The organism is Klebsiella sp. 141161 (assembly GCF_050600815.1).
In the GTDB taxonomy this organism is placed as follows: domain Bacteria; phylum Pseudomonadota; class Gammaproteobacteria; order Enterobacterales; family Enterobacteriaceae; genus Klebsiella; species Klebsiella aerogenes.
The window spans coordinates 29733-50955 of record NZ_JAQIRN010000010.1 but is presented as its reverse complement, the minus strand read 5'-3'; the positions used below and the strand labels follow the sequence as shown (position 1 = coordinate 50955).

The window sequence follows — 21223 nt, the reverse complement described above, 5'->3', positions numbered from 1 at the left end:
GAGATTCATAAATGATTTTACGTGTTTTGGCTGTCTCGATGATTGGCTTAACCCTGGCGGGTTGCGTCAGCAGCAGCGGTCTATCCGGCGATGTTTACACAGCATCAGAAGCCAAGCAGGTGCAAAGCGTGACCTACGGTACCATCGTACATACCCGTGCGGTCCAGATCCAAAGCGGCGATGACAGCAATGCTATCGGCGCGATTGGCGGCGCGGTACTCGGCGGCTTCCTTGGTAATACCATCGGCGGCGGTACCGGTCGTTCTCTTGCAACTGCTGCAGGCGCGGTTGCCGGCGGCGTAGCCGGTCAGGGCGTACAGGGCGCGATGAACAAAACGCAGGGCGTTGAGCTGGAGATCCGCAAAGATGACGGTAATACCATCATGGTGGTTCAGAAACAGGGCAGCACCCCGTTCTCCGTCGGCCAGCGCGTAGCCATTGCCGGCAGCGGTAGTCAAGTGACGGTTTCCCCGCGTTAAGCCTCCCTAATGCGGCCTTAATTGGTCGCATTAATTCCCCAGATTCATTATTTATCACCAAAACATTCATCATACATATATCAATATTATTGATGTTTCTGCACAGCAACTTGCGTTTGCGCAATATTTCCCGTTGATTAATTCGTTAGCCTGAAGATGTTTTTCATTTAGCGACCAGCGCGTCGTTTTTATCCGCCCTTTTATCGCGGGAGTTTGCCTGTGCCTCTGAATTTAAACCGGTTATCGCACCGCTTATTTGCTTATATCTTTGCCTGCAGCCTGGCAATTATTACGATTGATTTACTATCTCATTCAGTCGTTAATCGTATTCCTACGACTTCATCACCACTTTTTCCTTTGTTGACAATAATATTAATGATTTTTCATATTACTATTGCCTGTTTCATGAGCATGAAATATTGGTGTGATAAAAACCGCCTGTATCTAATGCCTATCGCCATCGCCTTTGCCAGCTCCGCCCTGCTGATGCTGGGTACCCTGAGCAGCTATCCCGGCTGGCTATTGTACAACAGCGAATATATTGTTAAACAAAATGACGCACTGATCTTTTATTCATTCCGTAATATCCTGATGGCGGTGTTGTTCATCACCGCTATTGTTATATACCGTTTTCGTCAGTATCTTAATCAAGCGTCCGGCGCACATACTATAGTACTGACGGGGTGTTTTCTTTTTAGTGCTATCACTCTTATTTTGTCGTGGCTACATTCCAGTAATAGTCCATTATTAAGCATCGATTTCATCGACGATCTCACCAGCACTTTTACTCCGTTATGGCATAACTGGATGGGCTGGTTGCTTTTTTTAGTCTGGGTAGTGACATTGGTATTATTGGTTACTCTCACCCGGCTAAGAAATATATTCTGGTACAGCGGGGCATTTTTCTGCGCCGCCTATTTGTTTACGCTAAACGTATTACTCACAGCGACAAATAGCCAACATATCATCGCATGGAATCAGGCACGCCTGTTCGAAACCTTAAGTACCTTATTTATGCTGTTCGTCCTGTTAAGCGACGTTTTTCTTCTCTATCGCGACTCTAACAACAAATACATCAATTCATATCAGAACTCTATCCGCGATCCGCTGACCAGACTGTACAACCGCAGCTACTTTTACGACACGCTCAACGGTCTGCTGCCGCAAGTTTCAGCAACACAACCGCTGTCGGTTATCGTCAGCGATCTCGACCACTTTAAGCGTATCAACGACAACTACGGTCATGTTCAGGGTGACAAGGTGATTCAGTTTGCCGCCGACGTATTACGGACGCACGTGCGCCATGATGATATTGCCGCGCGCATCGGCGGCGAAGAGTTCGCCCTGCTGCTGGTAAATACCCATGCTGATGATGCGCTGGCGATAGCCGAGCGAATTCGTCAGATGGTCAGCGCCGGACAGACATCGCTGCCGGAACGAATGACCATTAGCATGGGTGTTTACACCGTTACAAGCTCAAGCATTGGGGCTGAGGAATGCGTCAAGCGCGCGGATACGGCTATGTACGCGGCGAAAAACGGTGGCCGCGACCGCGTGGTGGTCTGGCAGGAATAATAGAAAGGGCTTTGCGAACGCAAAGCCCTTTTCCCGGCTAGTCTTTTGCCTGAAGATCGAGGATATTGTTTTCAAGTTTACGGATTAAGTTGAGTAGCGTTTCGACTTCCTGCTTTGAGACACCCGCAAGGATTTCATCACGCGTTTTGCCAATCACCGCTTCCATTTCATTGATCAGCGGTTCAGCCTTTTCCGTTAACTTAATACGTTTCGCCCGGCGATCGTTTGCACAAGTCTGGCGAGAAATGAGCCCTTTCTCCTCCAGTTGATCCAGCGTGCGCACCAAAGAGGGCTGTTCGATACCAATGGCCTTGGCCAGCTGGATTTGCGACTGCTCAGGAGGTAGCTGATGAATGTTATGCAGCGTGACCCAGTGCGTCTGCGTTAACTCCAGAGGTTTCAGGCGATGGTCGATCAGCGCGCGCCAAACGCGTACCAAACGTGCCAGATCAGAACCAAGTGGCGATTCCAATTTCATCTCCTTATAATTAGCTTGCTAAGTTATTATACTGCTTTTAGAATAGTGTGCAGCATTTAAATTACCAAAACAAATGAATTACTTGATTCACTAAATTCAAGACAATGATTTACAATGTGAACTAATTCATCACCAAGAACATTATCCCTGCAACGGCAAAGGATTTTTGCTTGTGAAACTGAGTCTTAACACTCCCGGATTGTCGCTACAGGACCTGGTGTTCGGCGCTTCTATCTATTTTCCCCCGTTATTTAAAGCCGTCGTGCTTGGTTTCTTTATCTGGTTAATCGTTCATCGTCAGCTACGCGACTGGATGTATGCCGGCGAAATCTGGCATCCCCTGCTGATGGACCTTTCCCTGTTTGCGCTGGCCGTTTGCCTGGCGCTGGTTCTCCTGACTCTCCTGTGATGCTCATTTCATGAAGAAACTAAAATATCTCTCAACCTTAATTATTGCCGCTATTGCGATTATCGCCGCCTGGCTGGTATGGAACTACTACACCCAGTCTCCGTGGACGCGCGATGGCAAAATTCGCGCCGAACAGGTCGGTATCACCCCGCAGATTTCCGGCAGTATTTTGCAGTTGAATGTTAAAGATAACCAATTGGTCAAAGCCGGCGACGTTTTGTTCCGTATTGACGATACGCCGTATCGCATCTCGGTATTAAACGCACAAGCGCAGCTGGCAAAAGCCAAAGCCGAACTGGCTAAAGCCAAAGCCGAGCAGACTAAAGCCGCCAGCGATGTCGCTCGTCGCCGCAGTCTTTCGCAAAACTTCATATCTGCTGAAGATATGGAAACCGTTAATACCACTCTGAATACCGCCAATACGACTTATGAAGCGGCAAAAGCGGTGGTTGGCGTAGCGCAAGCCGCGCTGGAGCATGCGCAGTGGCAGCTGGCGCAAACCGTGGTCAAAGCCCCGGTTGATGGCTGGATCACTAATTTGTCAACGCGAGTCGGGGATTACGCCTCCGTCGGCCATCCGGTATTTGCGTTGGTTGATAGTCATTCTTTTTATGTTCTGGGTTATTTTGAAGAGACCAAACTGCGTCACATCCGCGAAGGTGATAGCGCTCAGGTCGTTCTCTATAGCAGCAAACAAACGTTACAGGGTCACGTCTCCAGTATCGGCCGCGCCATCGTTGACCAGAGCGTTGAAGGCGGTTCGGCGCTGGTCGCTAATATTAAACCCAACATTCCATGGGTACGCCTTGCGCAACGCGTACCGGTACGTATCGAGTTCGATAAACTCCCTGCGGATGTCACGTTGGTTTCAGGTACCACCTGTACCGTGTCAATTGGCGGACAATAATGAAGCTGCAGGCTTTGCGCTGGCAATCACTGCCGTGGTTTAAGGCCAGTCGCCCGCAATGGCGCTACGCATTGCGCAACGGCATTGCCATGTGTCTGGCGCTCAGCATCGCCTATGCGTTGGACCTTGATGAACCCTACTGGGCAATGACCTCAGCCGCAGTCGTGAGCTTCCCGACCGTCGGCGGCGTTATCAGTAAGAGTTTTGGCCGTATCGCCGGCAGCCTGCTCGGCGCCTGCGCCGCCCTGCTACTTGCGGGCCATACCCTTAACGACCCGTGGCTATTCTTATTCAGTATCTCAGCCTGGATTGCGCTCTGTACCTGGGCCTGCGCGATGTTTACCAATAACGTCGCCTACGCTTTTCAACTGGCGGGCTATACCTGCGCAATCATCGCCTTCCCGGTTATAAATGTTACCGACGCGAATGAACTGTGGACTATCGCTCAGTCGCGTGTCTGTGAAGTGATTGTGGGGATATTGTCCGGCGGGTTCATGATGATGATCCTGCCCAGTACCTCGGATGGCGTCACGCTGCTGACGGCACTGAAGAATATGCACTCCCGATTATTAGAGCATGCCAGCCTGCTGTGGGTGCCGGAAACCACCGATGCGATTCGTAGCGCTCATGAAAGCGTCATCGGCCAGATCCTGACCATGAATCTGCTGCGTATCCAGGCCTTCTGGAGCCACTACCGTTTCAGACGGCAAAATCCATTGCTGAATTATCTGCTACACCAGCAGTTGCGAATGACCAGCGTCATCTCCAGCCTGCGGCGAATGTTATTGAACTGGCCGGATGCGCCAGGCAATACGCGGGCGGTGCTCGAAACGCTACTCAGCGAGCTCGCCAACCCGCACGCGACTGCTTATAGCGTGGCGCGGATACTGGTGCCGCTTGCTCCTGGCCCCAACGCCGACTATCGCCATCTGGCGTTCTGGAAACGGCTGCGCTATTTCTGTCGTATCTATCTCGAAAGCAGCCGCTGGATCCGCCGCATCGAGAATGCCAGCGCTATCACCGAGTTTAACGTCCCTTCGGCGCCTGCGTTGTCGCGTCATACCGATCAGGCGGAGGCGTTATGGAACGGCTTGCGTACCTTCTGCGCATTGGTGGCCGTGGGTGCCTGGGGCATCAGCACCCAATGGCAGGCCTGCGCCGCCGCGCTCACCCTTGCCGCCATTAGCTGCGTACTGTACTCGGTGTCGCCTTCGCCTTTTAAATCGCTCACCTTATTGATGCGTACCCTGGTGCTGTTGTCGCTGTTCAGCTTTGTGGTGAAGTTTGGCTTAATGGTGCAGATAACCGACCTGTGGCAGTTTTTACTGTTTCTGTTCCCGCTGCTCACCACCATGCAATTATTAAAACTTCAAATGCCGAAGTTCGCAGGGCTATGGGGGCAGTTAATCGTCTTTATGGGATCGTTTATTTCGGTCACCAACCCTCCGGTCTATGACTTCGCCTCGTTTCTTAATGATAATCTCAGCAAAATCATCGGCGTCGGTCTTGCATGGCTTGCCTTTGCGATTATCAGTCCCGGTTCGGATGCGCGGAAAAGCCGCCGCCATATTCGTGCGTTACGGCGTCACTTCGTCGATCAGCTGAGCCGCCGCCCGCAGCATAGCGAGCACGAATTTGAGTCACTGGTGTATCACCACATTAGCCAGTTAAGCAGCAGCCAGGACGCGCTGGCGCGACGTTGGCTGCTGCGCTGGGGCGTGGTGCTGCTCAACTGCTCGCATGTCGTGTGGCAACTACGTGATTGGGAGACACGCTCCGATCCGCTTTCACAAGTGCGCGACTTGTGTATTAGCCTGCTACGCGACGTCATGAGCGAACGCGGCGTCCAGCAACGCCCACTTGCCTCGACGTTGCTGGAACTGCAGCGGATTTGCGACACCCTTAATCACCATCATCAGCCGGCGGCTAAAGAGCTGGCGGCGATTATCTGGCGGTTATACTGCTCGCTATCGCAATTAGAACAAGCGCCGATTGCCGGCACCATTACCGAACGGGCTACTTAATCACCCCGCAGGCAAAACGCTCGCCGCCGCCGCCCAGCGGCTGCGGGCTATCGGCCATATTATCGCCGCCGACATGCACCATCAGCGCTTTGCCCTTCACTTCCGCGAGCGTTTTCAGGCGCGGGGCAATAACTGGTTGATTAGCCACGCCATCGTCGTTCACCACCAGCAGAGGGAGATCGCCGAGATGCCCCGCCCCTAATGGCCCTTCATGTTTGCCGGTATGTTGCGGGTCGAAATGCCCGCCCGCCGCGCCGGCGGCGACCGCTTTACCGTCTTTTATCGCCGGCTGGCAGCTCCCTTCAGCATGAATATGAAAACCGTGTTTACCCGGCGGTAACGCGCGTAAATCAGGAGCAAATTCGAGTCCCCTGTCGGTTTCAGTAATTTTAACGCTGCCGACGGCCTGGCCAACGCTTTGGCTGGTGACAAGATTGAGGGTGACATCTTCACTGGCGGCCTGAGCGCCAGCGCAAAATGCGAGAGTGAAAATAGCGAGTAAACATCGTTGCATAACACCTCCGGATTGGCTGTTTCCCTGATAAGTGTAAACCAGGCAGCGGCATCCGGAGGCGTAATCTGGCTTATGGGACGTCGTATCCCAGCGCCGCTTTGCGAATGCGGAACCACTGCTGGCGCGTCATATGCAGTTTTTCCGCGACAATCGCCGAGCGCACGCGCTCGATTTTCCCCGAGCCGATAATCGGCAACGGTTTCGACGGCAGGCGCAACACCCACGCGTAAACTACCTGTTCGATGCTTTCGGCGTTAAGCTCCTGGGCAATTTGCGCCAGTTCGTCGCGCAGCGGCTGGAAGCTCTCGTCGTTGAACAGGCGTCCGCCGCCGAGGCAGGACCAGGCCATCGGGCGAATGCGTAGCTGCTGCAGTTGATCGAGGGTGCCGTCAAGCAGCAGCGGCTGATATACCGGCGAGAGCTCGACCTGGTTAGTCGCCAGGGTGAAAGGCAGGCGCGATTGTAAAAGCGTAAACTGCGCCGGCGTAAAGTTAGACACGCCAAAGTGGCGCACTTTCCCACTATGATGTAGCGCGAGGAAAGCCTCAGCGACCTCGTCGGCATCCATCAATGGATCCGGGCGGTGAATCAGCAGTAAATCGAGATGATCGGTCGCCAGGTTGCGCAGGGATTGCTCGGCGCTGAGAATGATATGGTCACGGTCAGTAATATAGTGGCCAATGGTATTTTCCGCACGCGCTTTGGTAGCAATGCCGCATTTGCTGACGATTTCCATTCGGCTACGTAGATGCGGAGCTCGTTTAAGCGCTTCGCCAAAGGCAGATTCGCATTGATAATCGCCGTAGATATCGGCGTGGTCGACGGTAGTAATTCCCAGATCCAGGTGCTGCTCAATAAAGCCGACCAGCGCCTCGGCGGACATATTCCAGTCCATTAGCCGCCAGTAACCCATAACAAAACGTGAAAATTCCGGCCCCTGCGGAGCCATAGCAATACGCTGAACCATAAACGCTTCCTCGACAAAAAAGTGCTCTGAGTATACGCATATTTATCTTCAAAACAGTGAGGGTTGCTGCGGTTCTTCCGCCGGCTCCGGCTTAGCCGCTCGAATTTTACGCAGTAATCGCTGACGGCACAGGCGCAGAACCTCTTGTTTTTGCGCATCGCTCAGTTTTTGCCAGTTGAAGCGCTCATCACGGCTACGAAAACAGCCACGGCAATACCCGCGTTCATCGGACTGACATATTCCCCGACACGGACTTTGTACCGGGAAAAACTCAAGCTGCTCTGCCACAACCGATCTCCTGTTTGTTCTCTCTGCTTCTCATTGAAGACGCTCTGCCGCTCGCGCGCAACTTTTGTTAGTTTGTTATCCTCGCAGAATGATCATTTTGCTTGCATTAGACCAATCGGTCTACTACAGTGTGCCGCATGAACAGACACAGCGAATGCGATACCCGAGAACACATCCTCGTCACCGGCGAACAACTATGCATGCATCGTGGTTTTACCGGAATGGGCTTAAGTGAACTTCTGAAAACGGCGGAAGTGCCGAAAGGCTCTTTCTATCATTACTTTCGCTCAAAAGAAGCCTTCGGCGTCGCGTTGCTTGAACATCACTACACCGGCTATCTGCAGCGCCTGGTTGACCACTTCGACCATGGCGAAGGCAACTACCGCGACCGGCTGCTGGCCTACTATCAGCACACGCTGAATCAGTTTTGCCAACAGGGCATTATCAGCGGCTGCTTAACCGTGAAGCTGTCGGCGGAAGTGTGCGACCTGTCGGAAGATATGCGTACCGCCATGGATAAAGGCGCCAGTCAGATTATCGCCCTATTGGGCGAAGCACTGGAAAAAGGCCGTCTGGAGGGTAGCCTGCTGTTTGAGGGGGAAGCTATCACCCTTTCACAGGTGCTGTACTCGTTGTGGTTGGGGGCCAATCTACAGGCCAAAATTACGCGTAGCGCAACGCCGCTGGAAAGCGCCCTTGCTCACGCCAAACAGATCATTGCAGCGCCTGCGGTTTAACAGGCGTTTTTATTTAACCAGTTACAAGACGACCGGTCTACTCAGGAGTCATTATGTCAGAATCTAAATTGTTCAGCCCGTTAAAAGTCGGTGCTGTGACCGTACCTAACCGCGTATTTATGGCTCCGCTGACCCGTCTGCGCAGCATCGAACCTGGCGACATCCCTACTCCGCTGATGGCTGAGTACTATCGTCAGCGCGCCAGCTCCGGCCTGATTATCACCGAAGCGACGCAAATTTCCGCCCAGGCGAAAGGTTATGCCGGCGCGCCGGGCCTGCATAGCGCAGAGCAAATGGCCGCATGGCAAAAAATCACCGCTGGCGTTCATGCTGAAAACGGTCATATCGCCGTGCAACTGTGGCACACCGGGCGGATTTCCCATAACAGCCTGCAACCGGGCGGCGCAGCGCCGGTCGCGCCATCGGCACTGAGCGCAGGCACGCGTACTTCGCTGCGTGATGAAAACGGCCATGCAATTCGCGTTGATACGTCAATGCCGCGCGCGCTGGAAACGGACGAAATCCCAGGCATCGTTGATGATTTCCGTCAGGCGGTAGGCAATGCCCGTGATGTCGGATTCGATCTGGTAGAGCTGCACTCCGCGCACGGTTATCTGCTGCACCAGTTCCTGTCGCCTTCTTCTAACCAGCGTACCGACCAGTACGGCGGCAGCGTTGAGAACCGCGCCCGCCTGGTGCTCGAAGTGGTCGATGCCGTCAGCAAAGAGTGGAGCGCCGACCGTATCGGTATCCGCGTGTCGCCAATCGGTAGTTTCCAGAACGTCGATAACGGCCCGAACGAAGAAGCCGATGCGCTCTATCTTATTGAGCAACTGGCAAAACGCGGTATCGCTTATCTGCACATGTCCGAACCAGACTGGGCCGGCGGCCAGCCGTATAGCGACGAATTCCGTCAGAAAGTCCGCGATCGTTTCCCTGGCGCGATTATCGGCGCTGGCGCCTATACGGTGGAGAAAGCCAACGACCTTATTAATAAAGGGCTGATCGATGCCGTGGCCTTTGGCCGCGATTACATCGCCAACCCGGATCTGGTGGCCCGTCTGCAGAAGAAAGCGGCGCTAAACCCGCAGCGCCCGGAAAGCTTCTACGGCGGCGGCGCGGAAGGTTATACCGATTATCCAACCCTGTAATCCCTCCATTGATAGCGGCGTACCAACGCCGCTATACTCAAGACTCTGATGTATCAAAACAAACTGCATAGGGGAAATTATGCGCTTACTTCACACCATGCTGCGCGTTGGCGACCTGCAACGTTCTATCGAGTTTTATACCAACGTGCTGGGCATGAAGCTGCTGCGTACCAGCGAAAACCCTGAATATAAATACTCGCTGGCTTTCGTCGGCTACGGCGAAGAGAGCGATACCGCGGTTATCGAACTGACCTATAACTGGGGCGTGGATAGCTACGAGCTCGGTACCGCCTATGGCCATATTGCGCTGAGCGTCGACAACGCGGCGGAAGCCTGCGAACGTATTCGCCAGAACGGCGGCAATGTCACTCGCGAGGCCGGCCCGGTGAAAGGCGGCAGCACGGTTATCGCCTTTGTTGAAGATCCGGACGGCTACAAAATTGAGCTGATCGAAGAGAAAGATGCCGGAAAAGGTCTCGGCAACTAAGCTAATTCGGGCGCGTTCGCGCCCGATGTTTTATCCCTACCTGCTGCAAGCCGCGGCAAAATTTGCCATAATGCGCGCTACTTTTTTCCAGCTAAGAGAATCTGATGTCCGAGAACGCTCAACTTAATGGTCTGTGCGGCCGTTTTCGCGGTTTTTACCCAGTGGTGATTGATGTTGAGACCGCCGGGTTTAATGCCAAAACCGACGCCCTGCTGGAGATCGCCGCTATTACGTTGAAGATGGATGAGCAGGGCTGGCTGATGCCGGACGAAACGCTGCATTTTCACGTGGCTCCCTTCGAAGGGGCCAACCTGCAGCCGGAAGCGCTGGCTTTCAATGGAATTAACCCAAACGATCCTGAGCGCGGCGCGATAAGCGAATACGATGCGCTGCACGCCATTTTTAAAATGGTCCGCAAAGGGATGAAAGAGAGCGATTGTAGCCGCGCGATTATGGTGGCGCATAATGCGACTTTCGATCATAGCTTTACGATGGCCGCCGCCGAGCGCGCCGGGTTGAAACGCAACCCGTTCCATCCTTTCGTGACCTTCGATACCGCCGCGCTGAGCGGGTTGGCCTTAGGGCAAACGGTATTGTCTAAAGCCTGCATTGCCGCGGGAATGGAGTTTGATGGCAGCAAGGCTCATTCTGCGTTGTACGATACCGAGCAAACCGCCCAGCTATTCTGCGAAATCGTCAACCGCTGGAAGCGCCTTGGCGGTTGGCCGTTACCTGCGCTTGAAGCATAAGCGATAAAAAAAGCGACTTCCGGGGAAGTCGCTTTTTCTTTGCTGCAAAGAATTACTCTGCTTTCGGCTCGTCAGCGCTGTGCTTGGCTGCCGTTTCTTTGATCAGCTGCTGCAGTTCGCCGCGCTGATACATTTCGATGATGATGTCGCAACCGCCAACCAGTTCGCCGTCAACCCACAGCTGCGGGAAGGTCGGCCAGTTAGCGTATTTCGGTAATTCAGCGCGGATATCCGGATTCTGCAGGATGTCTACGTAGGCAAAACGTTCGCCGCAAGCGGAAAGCGCCTGTACAGCCTGAGCGGAGAAACCGCAGCTCGGCAGCTTCGGAGAACCTTTCATATACAGCAGGATCGGGTTTTCAGCGATTTGACGTTGGATTGTTTCTAAAGTGGTGCTCATTGTCGTGCTTCCTTAAACATCTTTACGGCAGTAATTTGTCATTGTAGCGTCCTGGACGCAGGACCGATAATAACATTTTTTTCACTCGCCACATTTTATCTTCTGTCGTCTGAAGTTGCCTTAAAAATATCACTTTGTGACGTCAGCGCGGGGCGGATTGCGCATTTTTTGTACGCAGCGGCGATTCTCTGACTTATTTTTTTGCAATCGTTAACCAAACGACATTTTAGATACAAAAGAGTATTAACTTTCTGGCTTTTTATGCTTTAGAATCATTCCGGTTTGTCATTCACCGTCAGGCATTAGTATATGTCTGTAATTTAATCAGGGGATTGCTCAGTGGCGCGGCTCAATAAAATCGCGATATCGCTCTGTGCATTACTGTTTACATCTATCTCGCTTACGCCATTGGCGCATGCTTCAGGGCATACGCACGCTTCGGCTACGCCGAAGGCGCATCCGGCAAAAGGCTCCACCGCCGAGCGTAAGAAGAAAGCGGCACAGAATAAATCCAAATCCACCGCTAAAACTACCCGTAAAAAAACCTCCAGCTCTAAGCTCCCTACCCGCACTACCGCAGCAAGCCAAACCGCGCTTAATCGTCAAGCCGCCGGCGCCACCAAAAAATGCGTGTTGCGCAAAGGTTATAAAAAACAGTGTGCGAAAACGGTAAAATCCGGCGAAGCATCGACGCTGGCGTTGAACAACGTGAAAAGCAAATGCGTAGTGCGTAAAGGCTACAAAAAACGCTGTAAGCCCGTTGTCGACGAGCCGAATCTGACGATTGCCGACGCACACAAAGCCCGCGTGCAAAAAGCGCAAAGTACCGCAATGAATAAACTCATGGATCAGCTGGGCAAGCCTTATCGCTGGGGAGGCTCCTCACCGCGTACCGGTTTCGACTGCAGCGGGCTGGTTTATTACGCCTATAAAGATCTGGTAAAAATTCATATTCCGCGCACCGCTAACGAAATGTACCACCTGCGCGATGCCCGCCCGGTTGACCGCGATGAACTGCAAAGCGGCGACCTGGTCTTCTTCCGTACCCGTGGACGCGGCACCGCCGACCATGTAGGCGTTTACGTTGGAAACGGTAAGTTTATCCAGTCGCCGCGTACCGGTCGTGATATTCAGATAACCTCCTTAAGCGAAGATTATTGGGTTCGCCACTACGTCGGCGCGCGCCGCGTAATGACGCCAAAAACCATTCGTTAAGAGACGCTGGCCTCGGTTTGCCGCTGCGCCGGCAAACCGCTCTTCTGTACATCCCCCCCCTCTTCCAGATTCAGCGGATACTGCATTCGCTCCTCCAGTTGCGCGGGGTGGCGGCGATAACTGGTCGGCGACATACCAAAATGACGACGGAAAGTACGGCAGAATGTCGCCTGGCCTTCAAAACCGAGCAGCAATGAGATACTCAACGCCGAATCCTTCGTCTGTTTGAGAATACCGGCGGCAATAGTCATTTTGCGTCGGCTAACATACGTTCCCAGCGTATAACCGGTAATCAGCGCAAACTGGCGCTGAAAGTACCAGTGCGAATAACCCGATTTCCTCGAGATCGCGGTAACGGGGAGCGCGGTAAAAATGTTGTCTTCGATCCATTCGATAATATCTATGACGATCGGGATAATATGTCCGCTGACCATTTCATGTTTGTGCGCCATCTCTTTTCATCCATCAATTATGAGCTTTATGCTTGTTCAATAACGATTTCTTACTCCGAGGTCCGTTGCCTGCAGAGACAATTATATTTGTCATACAATTAAAATAGATCCCAATGATTATTGGGCATGAAAGTCATTCCTATTACGCATAATGCTAACAAGCTAATGATTTATCGCATTTTAAAAAGATAACAAGCGGTGAGGATATGCAGCGTTTTAGTCGTATGCAGGAGCGTCGATGGGGACTTTACGAATCATATCGCTCGTCATGCGCCAGACTGGCGAAGGCTTAATCAGTCGCGTTAGCAATGAATAACCTTTGTTGTTGTAAGTCTTTTAACTGACTTCAGCAAATGTTAACATTCTCAACACAATAACATGTAACACTCGCGACAGCGTTACACAGTAAATACTGTATTCAGGTGAACTTTCACCTAATTAATGTGAGAAAAAACAAAAAGTTATAAGGAGAGTAGCAATGTCGTTCGAATTACCTGCATTACCATATGCAAAAGACGCCCTGGCGCCGCACATTTCCGCAGAAACCCTGGAATACCATTACGGTAAGCATCACCAGGCCTATGTGACCAACCTCAACAACCTGATCAAAGGCACCGCTTTTGAAGGCAAATCTCTGGAAGAGATCGTTCGCTCTTCTGAAGGTGGCGTCTTCAATAACGCAGCGCAGGTCTGGAACCACACTTTCTACTGGAACTGCCTGGCGCCGAACGCCGGCGGTGAGCCGGAAGGCGAACTGGCCGCAGCGATTAGCAAATCTTTCGGTAGCTTCGCTGATTTTAAAGCGAAATTCACCGATGCCGCGGCGAAAAACTTCGGCGCAGGCTGGACCTGGCTTGTTAAAAACGCAGACGGCAGCCTGGCTATCGTCTCCACCAGCAACGCCGGCACTCCGCTGACTACCGATGCGACGCCGCTGCTGACCGTTGATGTCTGGGAACACGCCTACTACATCGACTACCGCAATGCCCGTCCTAATTATCTGGAACACTTCTGGGCGTTGGTAAACTGGAAATTTGTTGCCGCCAACCTGGCAGCATAAAACAAAACCGCAGCAGGCTTGCCCCGCTGCGGTTTTTTCTTAGTACAACTTAGTGATTCGCTAACGCTTCTTCTGGTTGAGAACGCCCGCCAAACAGCACTACCGCCAACGCCAGCCCGGCAATAATCGCCCCCATTACCGGCACAAAAGCATAACCGAGACCGCCGGAAATCACCGCGCCGCCTGCCGCCGCACCCAACGCGTTACCGAGGTTAAAAGCGCCAATATTCACCGACGATGACAGACCCGGCGCTTCGTGCGCCACGCGCATTACGCGCATCTGCAGCGGCGGAACCACCGCGAAGGTTGCCGCGCCCCACACGACCATGCTGACGGCAGCACCCAACTGCGATTGCGCCAGCAGCGGAATGGCCAACATGATGGCAATCAGTAACAACAGGAACCCTTTCAACGTTCCGGAGACTGAACGGTCGGCAAATTTACCGCCCAGATAGTTGCCAAGTGAGAAACCGACGCCGATTAATACCAGCATGGCGGTAACAAACAGCGGTGAAGCATTGGTAATGGTATGCAGTACCGGAGAAATGTAGGTATACAGCGTGAACATCGCCCCGGCGCCCAGCACGGTGGTCAACAGCGCGGAGAGTACCTGAGGACGCATCAACACCGACAGCTCGCGCTTCACGTTCGGACGCTCGCCGGCGCTACCCTTCGGCAGGGAGAACCACAGGCTGACCATCGCAATTAATCCCAGACCCGCCGTGGCGAGGAAAGACATTCGCCAGCCGATGGTTTCGCCAAGCCAGGTAGCCGCCGGTACGCCGCCGATATTGGCAATGGTCAGCCCCATAAACATGGTCGCGACCGCACTGGCCTGTTTGTGTTTTGGCACCACGCTTGCGGCAACGACCGAGCCGAGGCCGAAGAACGCGCCATGATTGAGGCTGGTGATAATACGCGACAGCAGTAGCGTCGTGTAATCCGGCGCAATTGAAGAGAGAACGTTGCCGAGGGTGAAGATCCCCATCAGGAAGATCAATGCATTGCGGCGAGCGCGATGCGACAGCAGTAACGTCATTAACGGCGCGCCGACCATCACGCCAATGGCATAGGCGCTAATCAGCATCCCCGCGGCCGGAATAGAAACATCTACGCCTTTGGCGATAACCGGCAGTAGTCCCATCGGGGAAAACTCGGTGGTACCGATACCAAAGGCACCGATCGCCAACGCGAGTAAGGGAAAGTTGATTTTCATTCAGAGACTCCATCAGGCCGATTCAGGACTCGGCATTACATCAGAAGCCAAAAGCATGACATCAATCACAGAAAAACAGAAGTAAACGAAATGACAAAAGATTTTTGCAGATTTGCTAATAATGGCGGGATGGGAGGGGAAGCCCCCTCCCTGCTGGAATCAGTGCAGTACCGCGGTCAACGCGGCGGCGACGATCAGACCCAAAACAATAACCGTCGTTGTCAGCGAAAACTTTAAATTTGTGTCCATCAATTTTCTCCCCTGATTATCCCCACATAGAAAGTGAGCTTGCTCATTTTTGCACAAAAATATGCAAAAATCTTCCCGGATTTAGAGTGATGCACATTTTTGCTCTTCCCCTTTGCTTCGAGATAGGACAAAATCCCACGCTAATTTGAAAGCGTATCGGCCATTGACCCCTTCCTGTCGTTCTGTGTCGTTTTCCCAGGTGTTGCAATGTTGAGCATTGTATACAGGGTGTGTATAGGCAAACGTTTACGTATCGATAATCAGACGATCAGGTCAAGGTCTGGAGTGAGAAGTAATGGCAACTATTAAAGATGTAGCGAAACGCGCAAACGTTTCCACTACAACTGTATCACATGTGATTAACAAAACCCGTTTCGTGGCGGAAGAGACGCGCAATGCGGTGTGGGCGGCAATTAAAGAACTCCACTATTCGCCAAGCGCCGTGGCTCGCAGCCTGAAAGTCAATCACACTAAATCGATCGGTTTGCTGGCCACCAGCAGCGAAGCGGCCTATTTCGCTGAAATTATCGAATCCGTAGAAAAGAGCTGCTTCCAGAAAGGCTATACCCTAATTCTGGGCAACGCCTGGAACGATCCGGAAAAACAGCGCGCCTACTTGTCTATGATGGCGCAAAAGCGCGTCGACGGCCTGCTGGTGATGTGTTCCGAGTACCCGGAGTCCGTACTCAGCATGCTGGAAGAGTATCGTCATATTCCGATGGTGGTGATGGACTGGGGCGAAGCCAAGGCGGACTTTACCGACTCGGTTATCGATAATGCCTTTGAAGGCGGCTATATCGCCGGCCGTTACCTGATTGAACGCGGCCATCGCGAAATTGGCGTTATTCCGGGCCCGCTTGAACGCAACACCGGCGCCGGACGCCTGGCAGGCTTCATGCAGGCAATGAAAGAAGCGCATATCAATGTGCCGGAAAACTGGATTGTGCAGGGCGACTTTGAACCGGAATCCGGCTACCGCGCCATGCAGCAGATCCTTAATCAGCAGCATCGCCCAACCGCCGTGTTCTGCGGCGGCGACATCATGGCGATGGGCGCTATCTGCGCCGCCGACGAAATGGGCCTGCGCGTGCCGCAGGACATTTCGCTGATCGGGTATGATAACGTGCGTAACGCCCGCTACTTCAGCCCGGCGCTGACCACCATTCACCAGCCGAAGGACTCGCTCGGGGAAGCGGCATTCAATATGCTGCTCGATCGTATCGTTAATAAACGTGAAGAGTCGCAGTCCATCGAGGTGCATCCACGTCTTATCGAGCGCCGCTCGGTAGCCGACGGCCCGTTCGTCGATTATCGCCGCTAACGCCCTCCTCCGGCGCCGGTTATTCCGGCGCCCGCAGCCACTCCCGATTCAACGTTTCGCTGTCGCCAAGATAGTCAAGCAGCCAGCTTAAAGCGGGTGAAGCATCGCTCTGTTGCCAGGTCAGGCAGCAGGCAGCATCCGGGAATGGGTTTTCCAACGTCAAGGCCGTCCACTCCCCGCTATCGATATGCGGGCGGGCGAAATGGCCGGGCACCATCCCGACGCATAATCCCGCAGAAAGACAGGTGGCTGAAGATTCCCAGTCCGGCACCACCACCCGCTTCTGGTTATCCAGCAGCCAGGTTGTGCGCTTCGGCAACGAGCGCGAGGTATCTTCGCGCACCAGGGACGGCCAGTTGCGCAACACATCATCGCTGAGCGGCCCATCCATCTGCGCCAGCGGATGGCTACTGGCAACGACACAGTGCCAGTTCAGCATCCCCATATCGCGGAAAGCGTAACGCCCGCCCACCGGAATCGAACGCGTCGCGCCGATAGCTAATTCTACCCGCCCATCGGCTAACGCATCCCAGACGCCGTTGAAAACTTCCTGAAAAACGATCAGTTCGACATCGCTAAAATGGCGATAAAAATCAACGATCATCTGGCGCATACGCGCGGGTTTAACGATATCGTCCACCGCAATGGACAACTGGCCACGCCAGCCGTTAGCAATCTGCTGGCACTGCTGGCGGGTGATCTGCATTTTTTTGATAACAGAACGCCCTTCCTGCAAAAACCAGTGCCCGGCAGGGGTCAATTCAACATCACGATGGCGACGTTCAAAAAGCGGAACCGCCAGCCACTCCTCCAGTTGTCGCACCGTATAGCTCACCGCCGAAGGAACGCGGTGTAGCTCCTGCGCCGCGGCGCTGAAACTTCCGTTACGCGCTACAGCATCAACCACTTCTAAGGAATATTCAGACCACATATTCTGCCTGCAAAATTTTTGAATGCATGTGACAAATAATAGCGTTTCACAAGGCGAATTACACTCCCTACACTCTGCGGCATCGTACCTGCATCAGTAGAAAGAGAACGTTATGCAACAACCTGGGAAAGGATTTTTAGTGTGGCTCGGCGGCCTGAGCGTGCTTGGTTTTCTGGCCACCGACATGTATCTACCGGCCTTTGCCGCCATTCAGCAAGACCTCAACACCTCTGCTGCATCGGTTAGCGCCAGCCTGAGCTTATTCCTCGCGGGTTTCGCGATCGGCCAGCTGTTCTGGGGGCCGTTGTCGGACCGCTATGGCCGAAAACCGATTCTGCTCGCCGGGCTGGCTATCTTCGCTCTTGGCTGTCTTGGGATGCTGTGGGTACGCGACGCGACGCTGATGCTGGTACTGCGTTTTATCCAGGCTATTGGCGTATGCGCCGCCGCGGTGACCTGGCAGGCGATGGTGACCGACTACTATCCAGCCCAGCGCACCAACCGCATTTTCGCGACGATCATGCCGCTGGTCGGGCTCTCTCCGGCGCTGGCGCCGTTACTCGGCAGCTGGCTGTTAGTTCATCTGGAATGGCAGGCTATTTTCGCCACCCTGTTCGCTATCACCTTACTGTTGATGCTGCCGGCTTTTCGTCTGAAGGCGGTGGTCAAACCTGCTGGCGAAACGCCGCAAAAACTCACCTTTATGGCCCTGCTGCGTTCACGTGAATATAGCGGTAACGTGCTCATTTATGCGGCGTGTTCCGCCAGCTTCTTCGCCTGGCTCACCGGCTCGCCGTTTATCCTTCATGAAATGGGTTATGGCCCAACGGTGATTGGTCTCAGCTACGTGCCGCAAACTATCGCCTTCCTGATCGGCGGTTACGGCTGCCGCGCGGCGCTGCAAAAATGGCAGGGTCATCAGATGCTGCCCTGGCTGCTGGTTGTTTTTGCGCTGAGCGTGGCGGCGACCTGGCTTGCCGGAATGCAGGCTCATCCGTCGCTGGTTGCGCTAATGATTCCGTTTTGCATCATGGCGATTGTGAATGGCGGCATTTACCCTATCGTCGTCGCCCAGGCGCTGAAACCTTTTCCACAAGCGACCGGCCGCGCCGCCGCCCTGCAGAATACGCTGCAGCTTGGCCTGTGCTTCCTGGCAAGCCTGCTGGTATCAAGCCTTATCGCCACTCCGCTTCTGACCACCACCAGCGTGATGTTGATTTCCATCGTCCTGGCAGGCATCGGTTTCTGGATGCAGCAACGACGCGTGCAGTTAGTGAACGAATCCTCTCACGCTTGATGATTTTTTAAAGGAAATCCCGGACCAGTCATTAGCCTGCTAATATATTTTTATTGAAAGGCGGTTTTTAGCGGCCTATACTGGGTCCGGCATCACATAAATAGAAAGTTTTTTAGATATTAACGGGGGCAGGAAGCAGCCCGTTTCACCATGGAAGGCCTTTCGGCAAGGGTTATCTCCCTTCCTCTGTTCTACGTCGGATAGCACCCTCACGATTTTTTCGTGAGATTTCTCACAAAGCCAAAAAAGCGTCTACGCTGTTTTAAGGTTCTGATCACTTGGGCGTGATGGAGAAGCTATGAGTTCATCGTGTATAGAAGAAGTAAGTGTACCAAACGATGATTGGTACCGGATTGCAGCTGAATTATTGGGCCGTGCCGGAATTGAAATCAATGGTTCCGCACCCTCCGATATCCGGGTAAAAAACCCGCTCTTTTTTAAACGTGTGTTACAGGAAGGGTCTCTCGGATTAGGCGAAAGCTATATGGACGGCTGGTGGGAATGCGAACGCCTGGATATATTCTTTCACAAGGTATTGCGCGCCGGGCTGGATAAGCAACTCCCCCACCATTTCAAAGATACGCTACGTATCGCTGGCGCTCGCCTGTTCAATCTGCAAAGTAAAAAACGCGCCTGGATTGTGGGTAAAGAACACTACGATTTAGGCAACGACCTTTTCCACCGCATGCTCGATCCCTATATGCAATATTCCTGCGGATACTGGAAAGAGGCCGAAAATCTGGAGCAGGCGCAGCAGGATAAATTAGATCTTATTTGTCGCAAACTGCAGCTTGAGCCGGGAATGAAAGTGCTGGATATCGGTTGCGGTTGGGGCGGGCTGGCCTATTACATGGCCAAAAACTATAACGTCAGCGTGACGGGCGTGACTATTTCGGCCGAACAACAAAAAATGGCGCAGGAGCGCTGTGCAGGATTAGATGTCAATATTCTGCTGCAGGACTATCGCGATCTCCATGAGAGTTTTGACCGTATCGTCTCCGTCGGGATGTTCGAGCACGTGGGGCCTAAAAATTACGCCACTTATTTTGAAGTTGTCGATCGCAATTTAAAACCAAACGGTCGTTTTCTGCTTCACACCATCGGCTCAAAAATTACCGATCACAACGTCGACCCGTGGATTAATAAATATATCTTCCCTAACGGTTGCCTGCCGTCGGTACGCCATATTGCCGATGCCAGCGAGAAGCATTTTGTGATGGAAGATTGGCATAACTTTGGCGCCGATTACGACACCACTTTGATGGCCTGGTACGAGCGTTTTCTTGCCAGTTGGCCGGATATTGCCGATAACTATTCAGACCGTTTCAAACGCATGTTTACCTATTATCTGAATGCCTGCGCCGGTGCCTTCCGCGCCCGCGATATTCAGCTCTGGCAGGTCGTCTTCTCGCGCGGTGTTGAACACGGCCTGCGTGTAGCCCGCTAGACTCGCAAAAAAGCCCCCGCAGAAATACGCTTCTACGGGGGCTTTTTTAATTATTCCTCGGCGGTTTTTTGCGCCGCTTCTTTTGCCGCCAGCACGCGCTCCACGGTATCCACGACCGCCTGAGTCTGCGGATCGATTTCGATATTCACTTTATCGCCGAGTTTTTTCACGCCAAGCGTCGTGCGCTGCAGCGTTTCCGGAATCAGGTGCACGCAGAAACGAGTCGGGGTCACTTCGCCAACCGTCAGGCTAATACCGTCGACGCCAATGAACCCTTTATACAGGATATATTTCATCAACGCCGGGTCCTGCACCTTAAACCAAATCTGGCGATTGTTTTCCGAGGTGAGGATTTTAACGACCTCGGCGGTGGTCATAATATGGCCCGACATCAAATGACCGCCAATTTCATCACTGAATTTCGCCGCTCGCTCAACGTTGACCATATCACCTTCATGGATAGCGCCAAGATTAGTGATACGCAGCGTCTCTTTCATCAAATCAAAGCTGATTCGCGGGCCGTCAATTTCAGTAACGGTCAGGCAACAGCCATTGTGCGCCACCGAAGCACCGGTCTCCAGGCCGTCGAGCATATGCGCCGGCAGCTCCACCACGTGGGTGCGGAAATTCGGTTTCTCATCGATGGACACCACTTTCGCAGTCCCCTGTACAATACCAGTAAACATACTTTGCTCCTGTTGAGAATCGTGACGGTATCATTACCGTTATATATACGCGGAACAATAACAGTTGACCAAACAGGTTGCCAGCGCGCATCGTGCCCCCACCATTTTTTCACTGGCTTAATGGCTAATCCTCGCTACAATAGACTGGAAATTCCTCCTGTATTTTCTTCTTGCTGCCATTTAA

The 21223-nt window shown here is 53.0% G+C and carries 24 protein-coding genes; 14 read left to right on the top strand and 10 right to left on the bottom strand.

The window, feature by feature from the left end; translation table 11 throughout:
* The first annotated feature begins 11 nt into the window (after positions 1-11).
* Together slyB and PGR79_RS21575 are read left to right on the top strand one after the other, a co-directional pair.
* Positions 12-479 carry an outer membrane lipoprotein SlyB gene (gene slyB, locus PGR79_RS21580; protein ID WP_045392464.1) on the top strand — a complete coding sequence of 156 codons (468 nt, stop codon included), beginning with the start codon at positions 12-14 and terminating at the stop codon, positions 477-479.
* A gap of 219 nt (positions 480-698) precedes the next feature.
* Positions 699-2054 carry a sensor domain-containing diguanylate cyclase gene (locus PGR79_RS21575; RefSeq protein WP_113374670.1) on the top strand — a complete coding sequence of 452 codons (1356 nt, stop codon included), beginning with the start codon at positions 699-701 and terminating at the stop codon, positions 2052-2054.
* Between the two features lie 37 nt (positions 2055-2091).
* Here PGR79_RS21575 and slyA read toward each other — a convergent pair whose 3' ends face one another.
* Positions 2092-2532 (bottom strand): transcriptional regulator SlyA, encoded by a 441-nt coding sequence (gene slyA / locus PGR79_RS21570; protein WP_087858477.1) that lies wholly within the window; start codon positions 2530-2532, stop codon positions 2092-2094.
* A gap of 172 nt (positions 2533-2704) precedes the next feature.
* On the opposite strand from slyA, the gene PGR79_RS21565 reads away from it, so the two are divergent.
* From PGR79_RS21565 to PGR79_RS21555, 3 genes are read left to right on the top strand one after another with little or no spacing between them, the layout of a single operon-like run.
* Positions 2705-2941: a DUF1656 domain-containing protein gene (locus PGR79_RS21565; protein ID WP_015366868.1), complete on the top strand. Its 237-nt coding sequence runs from the start codon at positions 2705-2707 to the stop codon at positions 2939-2941.
* Positions 2942-2951: 10 nt separating this feature from the next.
* Complete coding sequence (locus tag PGR79_RS21560) at positions 2952-3848, top strand: efflux RND transporter periplasmic adaptor subunit (protein ID WP_087858476.1); 897 nt, start codon at positions 2952-2954, stop codon at positions 3846-3848.
* A complete protein-coding gene (locus tag PGR79_RS21555) occupies positions 3848-5872 on the top strand; it encodes an FUSC family protein (RefSeq protein ID WP_113374669.1) in 2025 nt (674 codons plus the stop codon). The genes PGR79_RS21560 and PGR79_RS21555 overlap by 1 nt, the downstream gene beginning before the upstream one ends.
* Here PGR79_RS21555 and sodC read toward each other — a convergent pair.
* The 3 genes from sodC to PGR79_RS21540 all read right to left on the bottom strand — a co-directional run bounded on the left by sodC (position 5865) and on the right by PGR79_RS21540 (position 7641).
* Positions 5865-6386, bottom strand: a complete 522-nt coding sequence (gene sodC, locus PGR79_RS21550) for a superoxide dismutase [Cu-Zn] SodC (RefSeq protein WP_113374668.1) — start codon at positions 6384-6386, stop codon at positions 5865-5867. The two genes, PGR79_RS21555 and sodC, sit on opposite strands and share 8 nt — an antisense overlap.
* Before the next feature lie 70 nt (positions 6387-6456).
* Entirely contained in the window at positions 6457-7353 is an 897-nt protein-coding gene (locus PGR79_RS21545) for an aldo/keto reductase (RefSeq protein ID WP_113374667.1), read from the bottom strand.
* 48 nt (positions 7354-7401) lie between these two features.
* Positions 7402-7641 (bottom strand): DUF1289 domain-containing protein, encoded by a 240-nt coding sequence (locus tag PGR79_RS21540; RefSeq protein WP_087858472.1) that lies wholly within the window; start codon positions 7639-7641, stop codon positions 7402-7404.
* A 137-nt stretch (positions 7642-7778) separates the two neighbouring features.
* On the opposite strand from PGR79_RS21540, the gene PGR79_RS21535 reads away from it, so the two are divergent.
* The 4 genes from PGR79_RS21535 to rnt all read left to right on the top strand — a co-directional run bounded on the left by PGR79_RS21535 (position 7779) and on the right by rnt (position 10765).
* A complete protein-coding gene (locus tag PGR79_RS21535; RefSeq protein WP_045392477.1) occupies positions 7779-8378 on the top strand; it encodes a TetR/AcrR family transcriptional regulator in 600 nt (199 codons plus the stop codon).
* Between the two features lie 53 nt (positions 8379-8431).
* The gene (locus PGR79_RS21530; RefSeq protein WP_015366875.1) at positions 8432-9529 is read left to right on the top strand and encodes an alkene reductase; all 1098 of its coding nucleotides are present in this window, start codon (positions 8432-8434) and stop codon (positions 9527-9529) included.
* Between the two features lie 79 nt (positions 9530-9608).
* Positions 9609-10016: a lactoylglutathione lyase gene (gloA, locus tag PGR79_RS21525; RefSeq protein WP_045373539.1), complete on the top strand. Its 408-nt coding sequence runs from the start codon at positions 9609-9611 to the stop codon at positions 10014-10016.
* 104 nt (positions 10017-10120) lie between these two features.
* The gene (rnt, locus tag PGR79_RS21520; RefSeq protein ID WP_047040933.1) at positions 10121-10765 is read left to right on the top strand and encodes a ribonuclease T; all 645 of its coding nucleotides are present in this window, start codon (positions 10121-10123) and stop codon (positions 10763-10765) included.
* Positions 10766-10817: 52 nt separating this feature from the next.
* On the opposite strand, the gene PGR79_RS21515 is transcribed toward rnt, so the two are convergent.
* A complete protein-coding gene (locus PGR79_RS21515; RefSeq protein WP_045392486.1) occupies positions 10818-11165 on the bottom strand; it encodes a Grx4 family monothiol glutaredoxin in 348 nt (115 codons plus the stop codon).
* A gap of 339 nt (positions 11166-11504) precedes the next feature.
* On the opposite strand from PGR79_RS21515, the gene PGR79_RS21510 reads away from it, so the two are divergent.
* Positions 11505-12380, top strand: a complete 876-nt coding sequence (locus PGR79_RS21510) for a C40 family peptidase (protein WP_087858471.1) — start codon at positions 11505-11507, stop codon at positions 12378-12380.
* Here PGR79_RS21510 and PGR79_RS21505 read toward each other — a convergent pair.
* Positions 12377-12832, bottom strand: coding sequence for a helix-turn-helix domain-containing protein (locus PGR79_RS21505; protein ID WP_087858470.1), 456 nt, complete (start codon positions 12830-12832; stop codon positions 12377-12379). The two genes, PGR79_RS21510 and PGR79_RS21505, sit on opposite strands and share 4 nt — an antisense overlap.
* A gap of 478 nt (positions 12833-13310) precedes the next feature.
* On the opposite strand from PGR79_RS21505, the gene sodB reads away from it, so the two are divergent.
* Positions 13311-13892 carry a superoxide dismutase [Fe] gene (gene sodB / locus PGR79_RS21500; RefSeq protein ID WP_045373530.1) on the top strand — a complete coding sequence of 194 codons (582 nt, stop codon included), beginning with the start codon at positions 13311-13313 and terminating at the stop codon, positions 13890-13892.
* Between the two features lie 49 nt (positions 13893-13941).
* On the opposite strand, the gene PGR79_RS21495 is transcribed toward sodB, so the two are convergent.
* On the bottom strand, positions 13942-15108 hold the full coding sequence (locus tag PGR79_RS21495) for an MFS transporter (RefSeq protein WP_087858469.1): 1167 nt from the start codon (positions 15106-15108) through the stop codon (positions 13942-13944).
* A 159-nt stretch (positions 15109-15267) separates the two neighbouring features.
* Complete coding sequence (locus PGR79_RS21490; RefSeq protein WP_032705726.1) at positions 15268-15357, bottom strand: YnhF family membrane protein; 90 nt, start codon at positions 15355-15357, stop codon at positions 15268-15270.
* Between the two features lie 295 nt (positions 15358-15652).
* On the opposite strand from PGR79_RS21490, the gene purR reads away from it, so the two are divergent.
* Positions 15653-16678, top strand: a complete 1026-nt coding sequence (purR, locus tag PGR79_RS21485) for an HTH-type transcriptional repressor PurR (RefSeq protein WP_015366884.1) — start codon at positions 15653-15655, stop codon at positions 16676-16678.
* Positions 16679-16697: 19 nt separating this feature from the next.
* Here purR and punR read toward each other — a convergent pair whose 3' ends face one another.
* Positions 16698-17609, bottom strand: coding sequence for a DNA-binding transcriptional activator PunR (gene punR, locus PGR79_RS21480; RefSeq protein WP_087858468.1), 912 nt, complete (start codon positions 17607-17609; stop codon positions 16698-16700).
* A 112-nt stretch (positions 17610-17721) separates the two neighbouring features.
* Here punR and punC point away from each other — a divergent pair, with 112 nt between their 5' ends.
* Together punC and cfa are read left to right on the top strand one after the other, a co-directional pair.
* The gene (gene punC / locus PGR79_RS21475; protein ID WP_113374666.1) at positions 17722-18906 is read left to right on the top strand and encodes a purine nucleoside transporter PunC; all 1185 of its coding nucleotides are present in this window, start codon (positions 17722-17724) and stop codon (positions 18904-18906) included.
* Between the two features lie 298 nt (positions 18907-19204).
* Entirely contained in the window at positions 19205-20353 is a 1149-nt protein-coding gene (cfa, locus tag PGR79_RS21470) for a cyclopropane fatty acyl phospholipid synthase (RefSeq protein ID WP_015705219.1), read from the top strand.
* Between the two features lie 50 nt (positions 20354-20403).
* Here the strand turns inward: cfa and PGR79_RS21465 are convergent, their stop codons facing one another.
* Positions 20404-21039: a riboflavin synthase subunit alpha gene (locus PGR79_RS21465; protein ID WP_087858466.1), complete on the bottom strand. Its 636-nt coding sequence runs from the start codon at positions 21037-21039 to the stop codon at positions 20404-20406.
* Between the last annotated feature and the right edge of the window lie 184 nt (positions 21040-21223).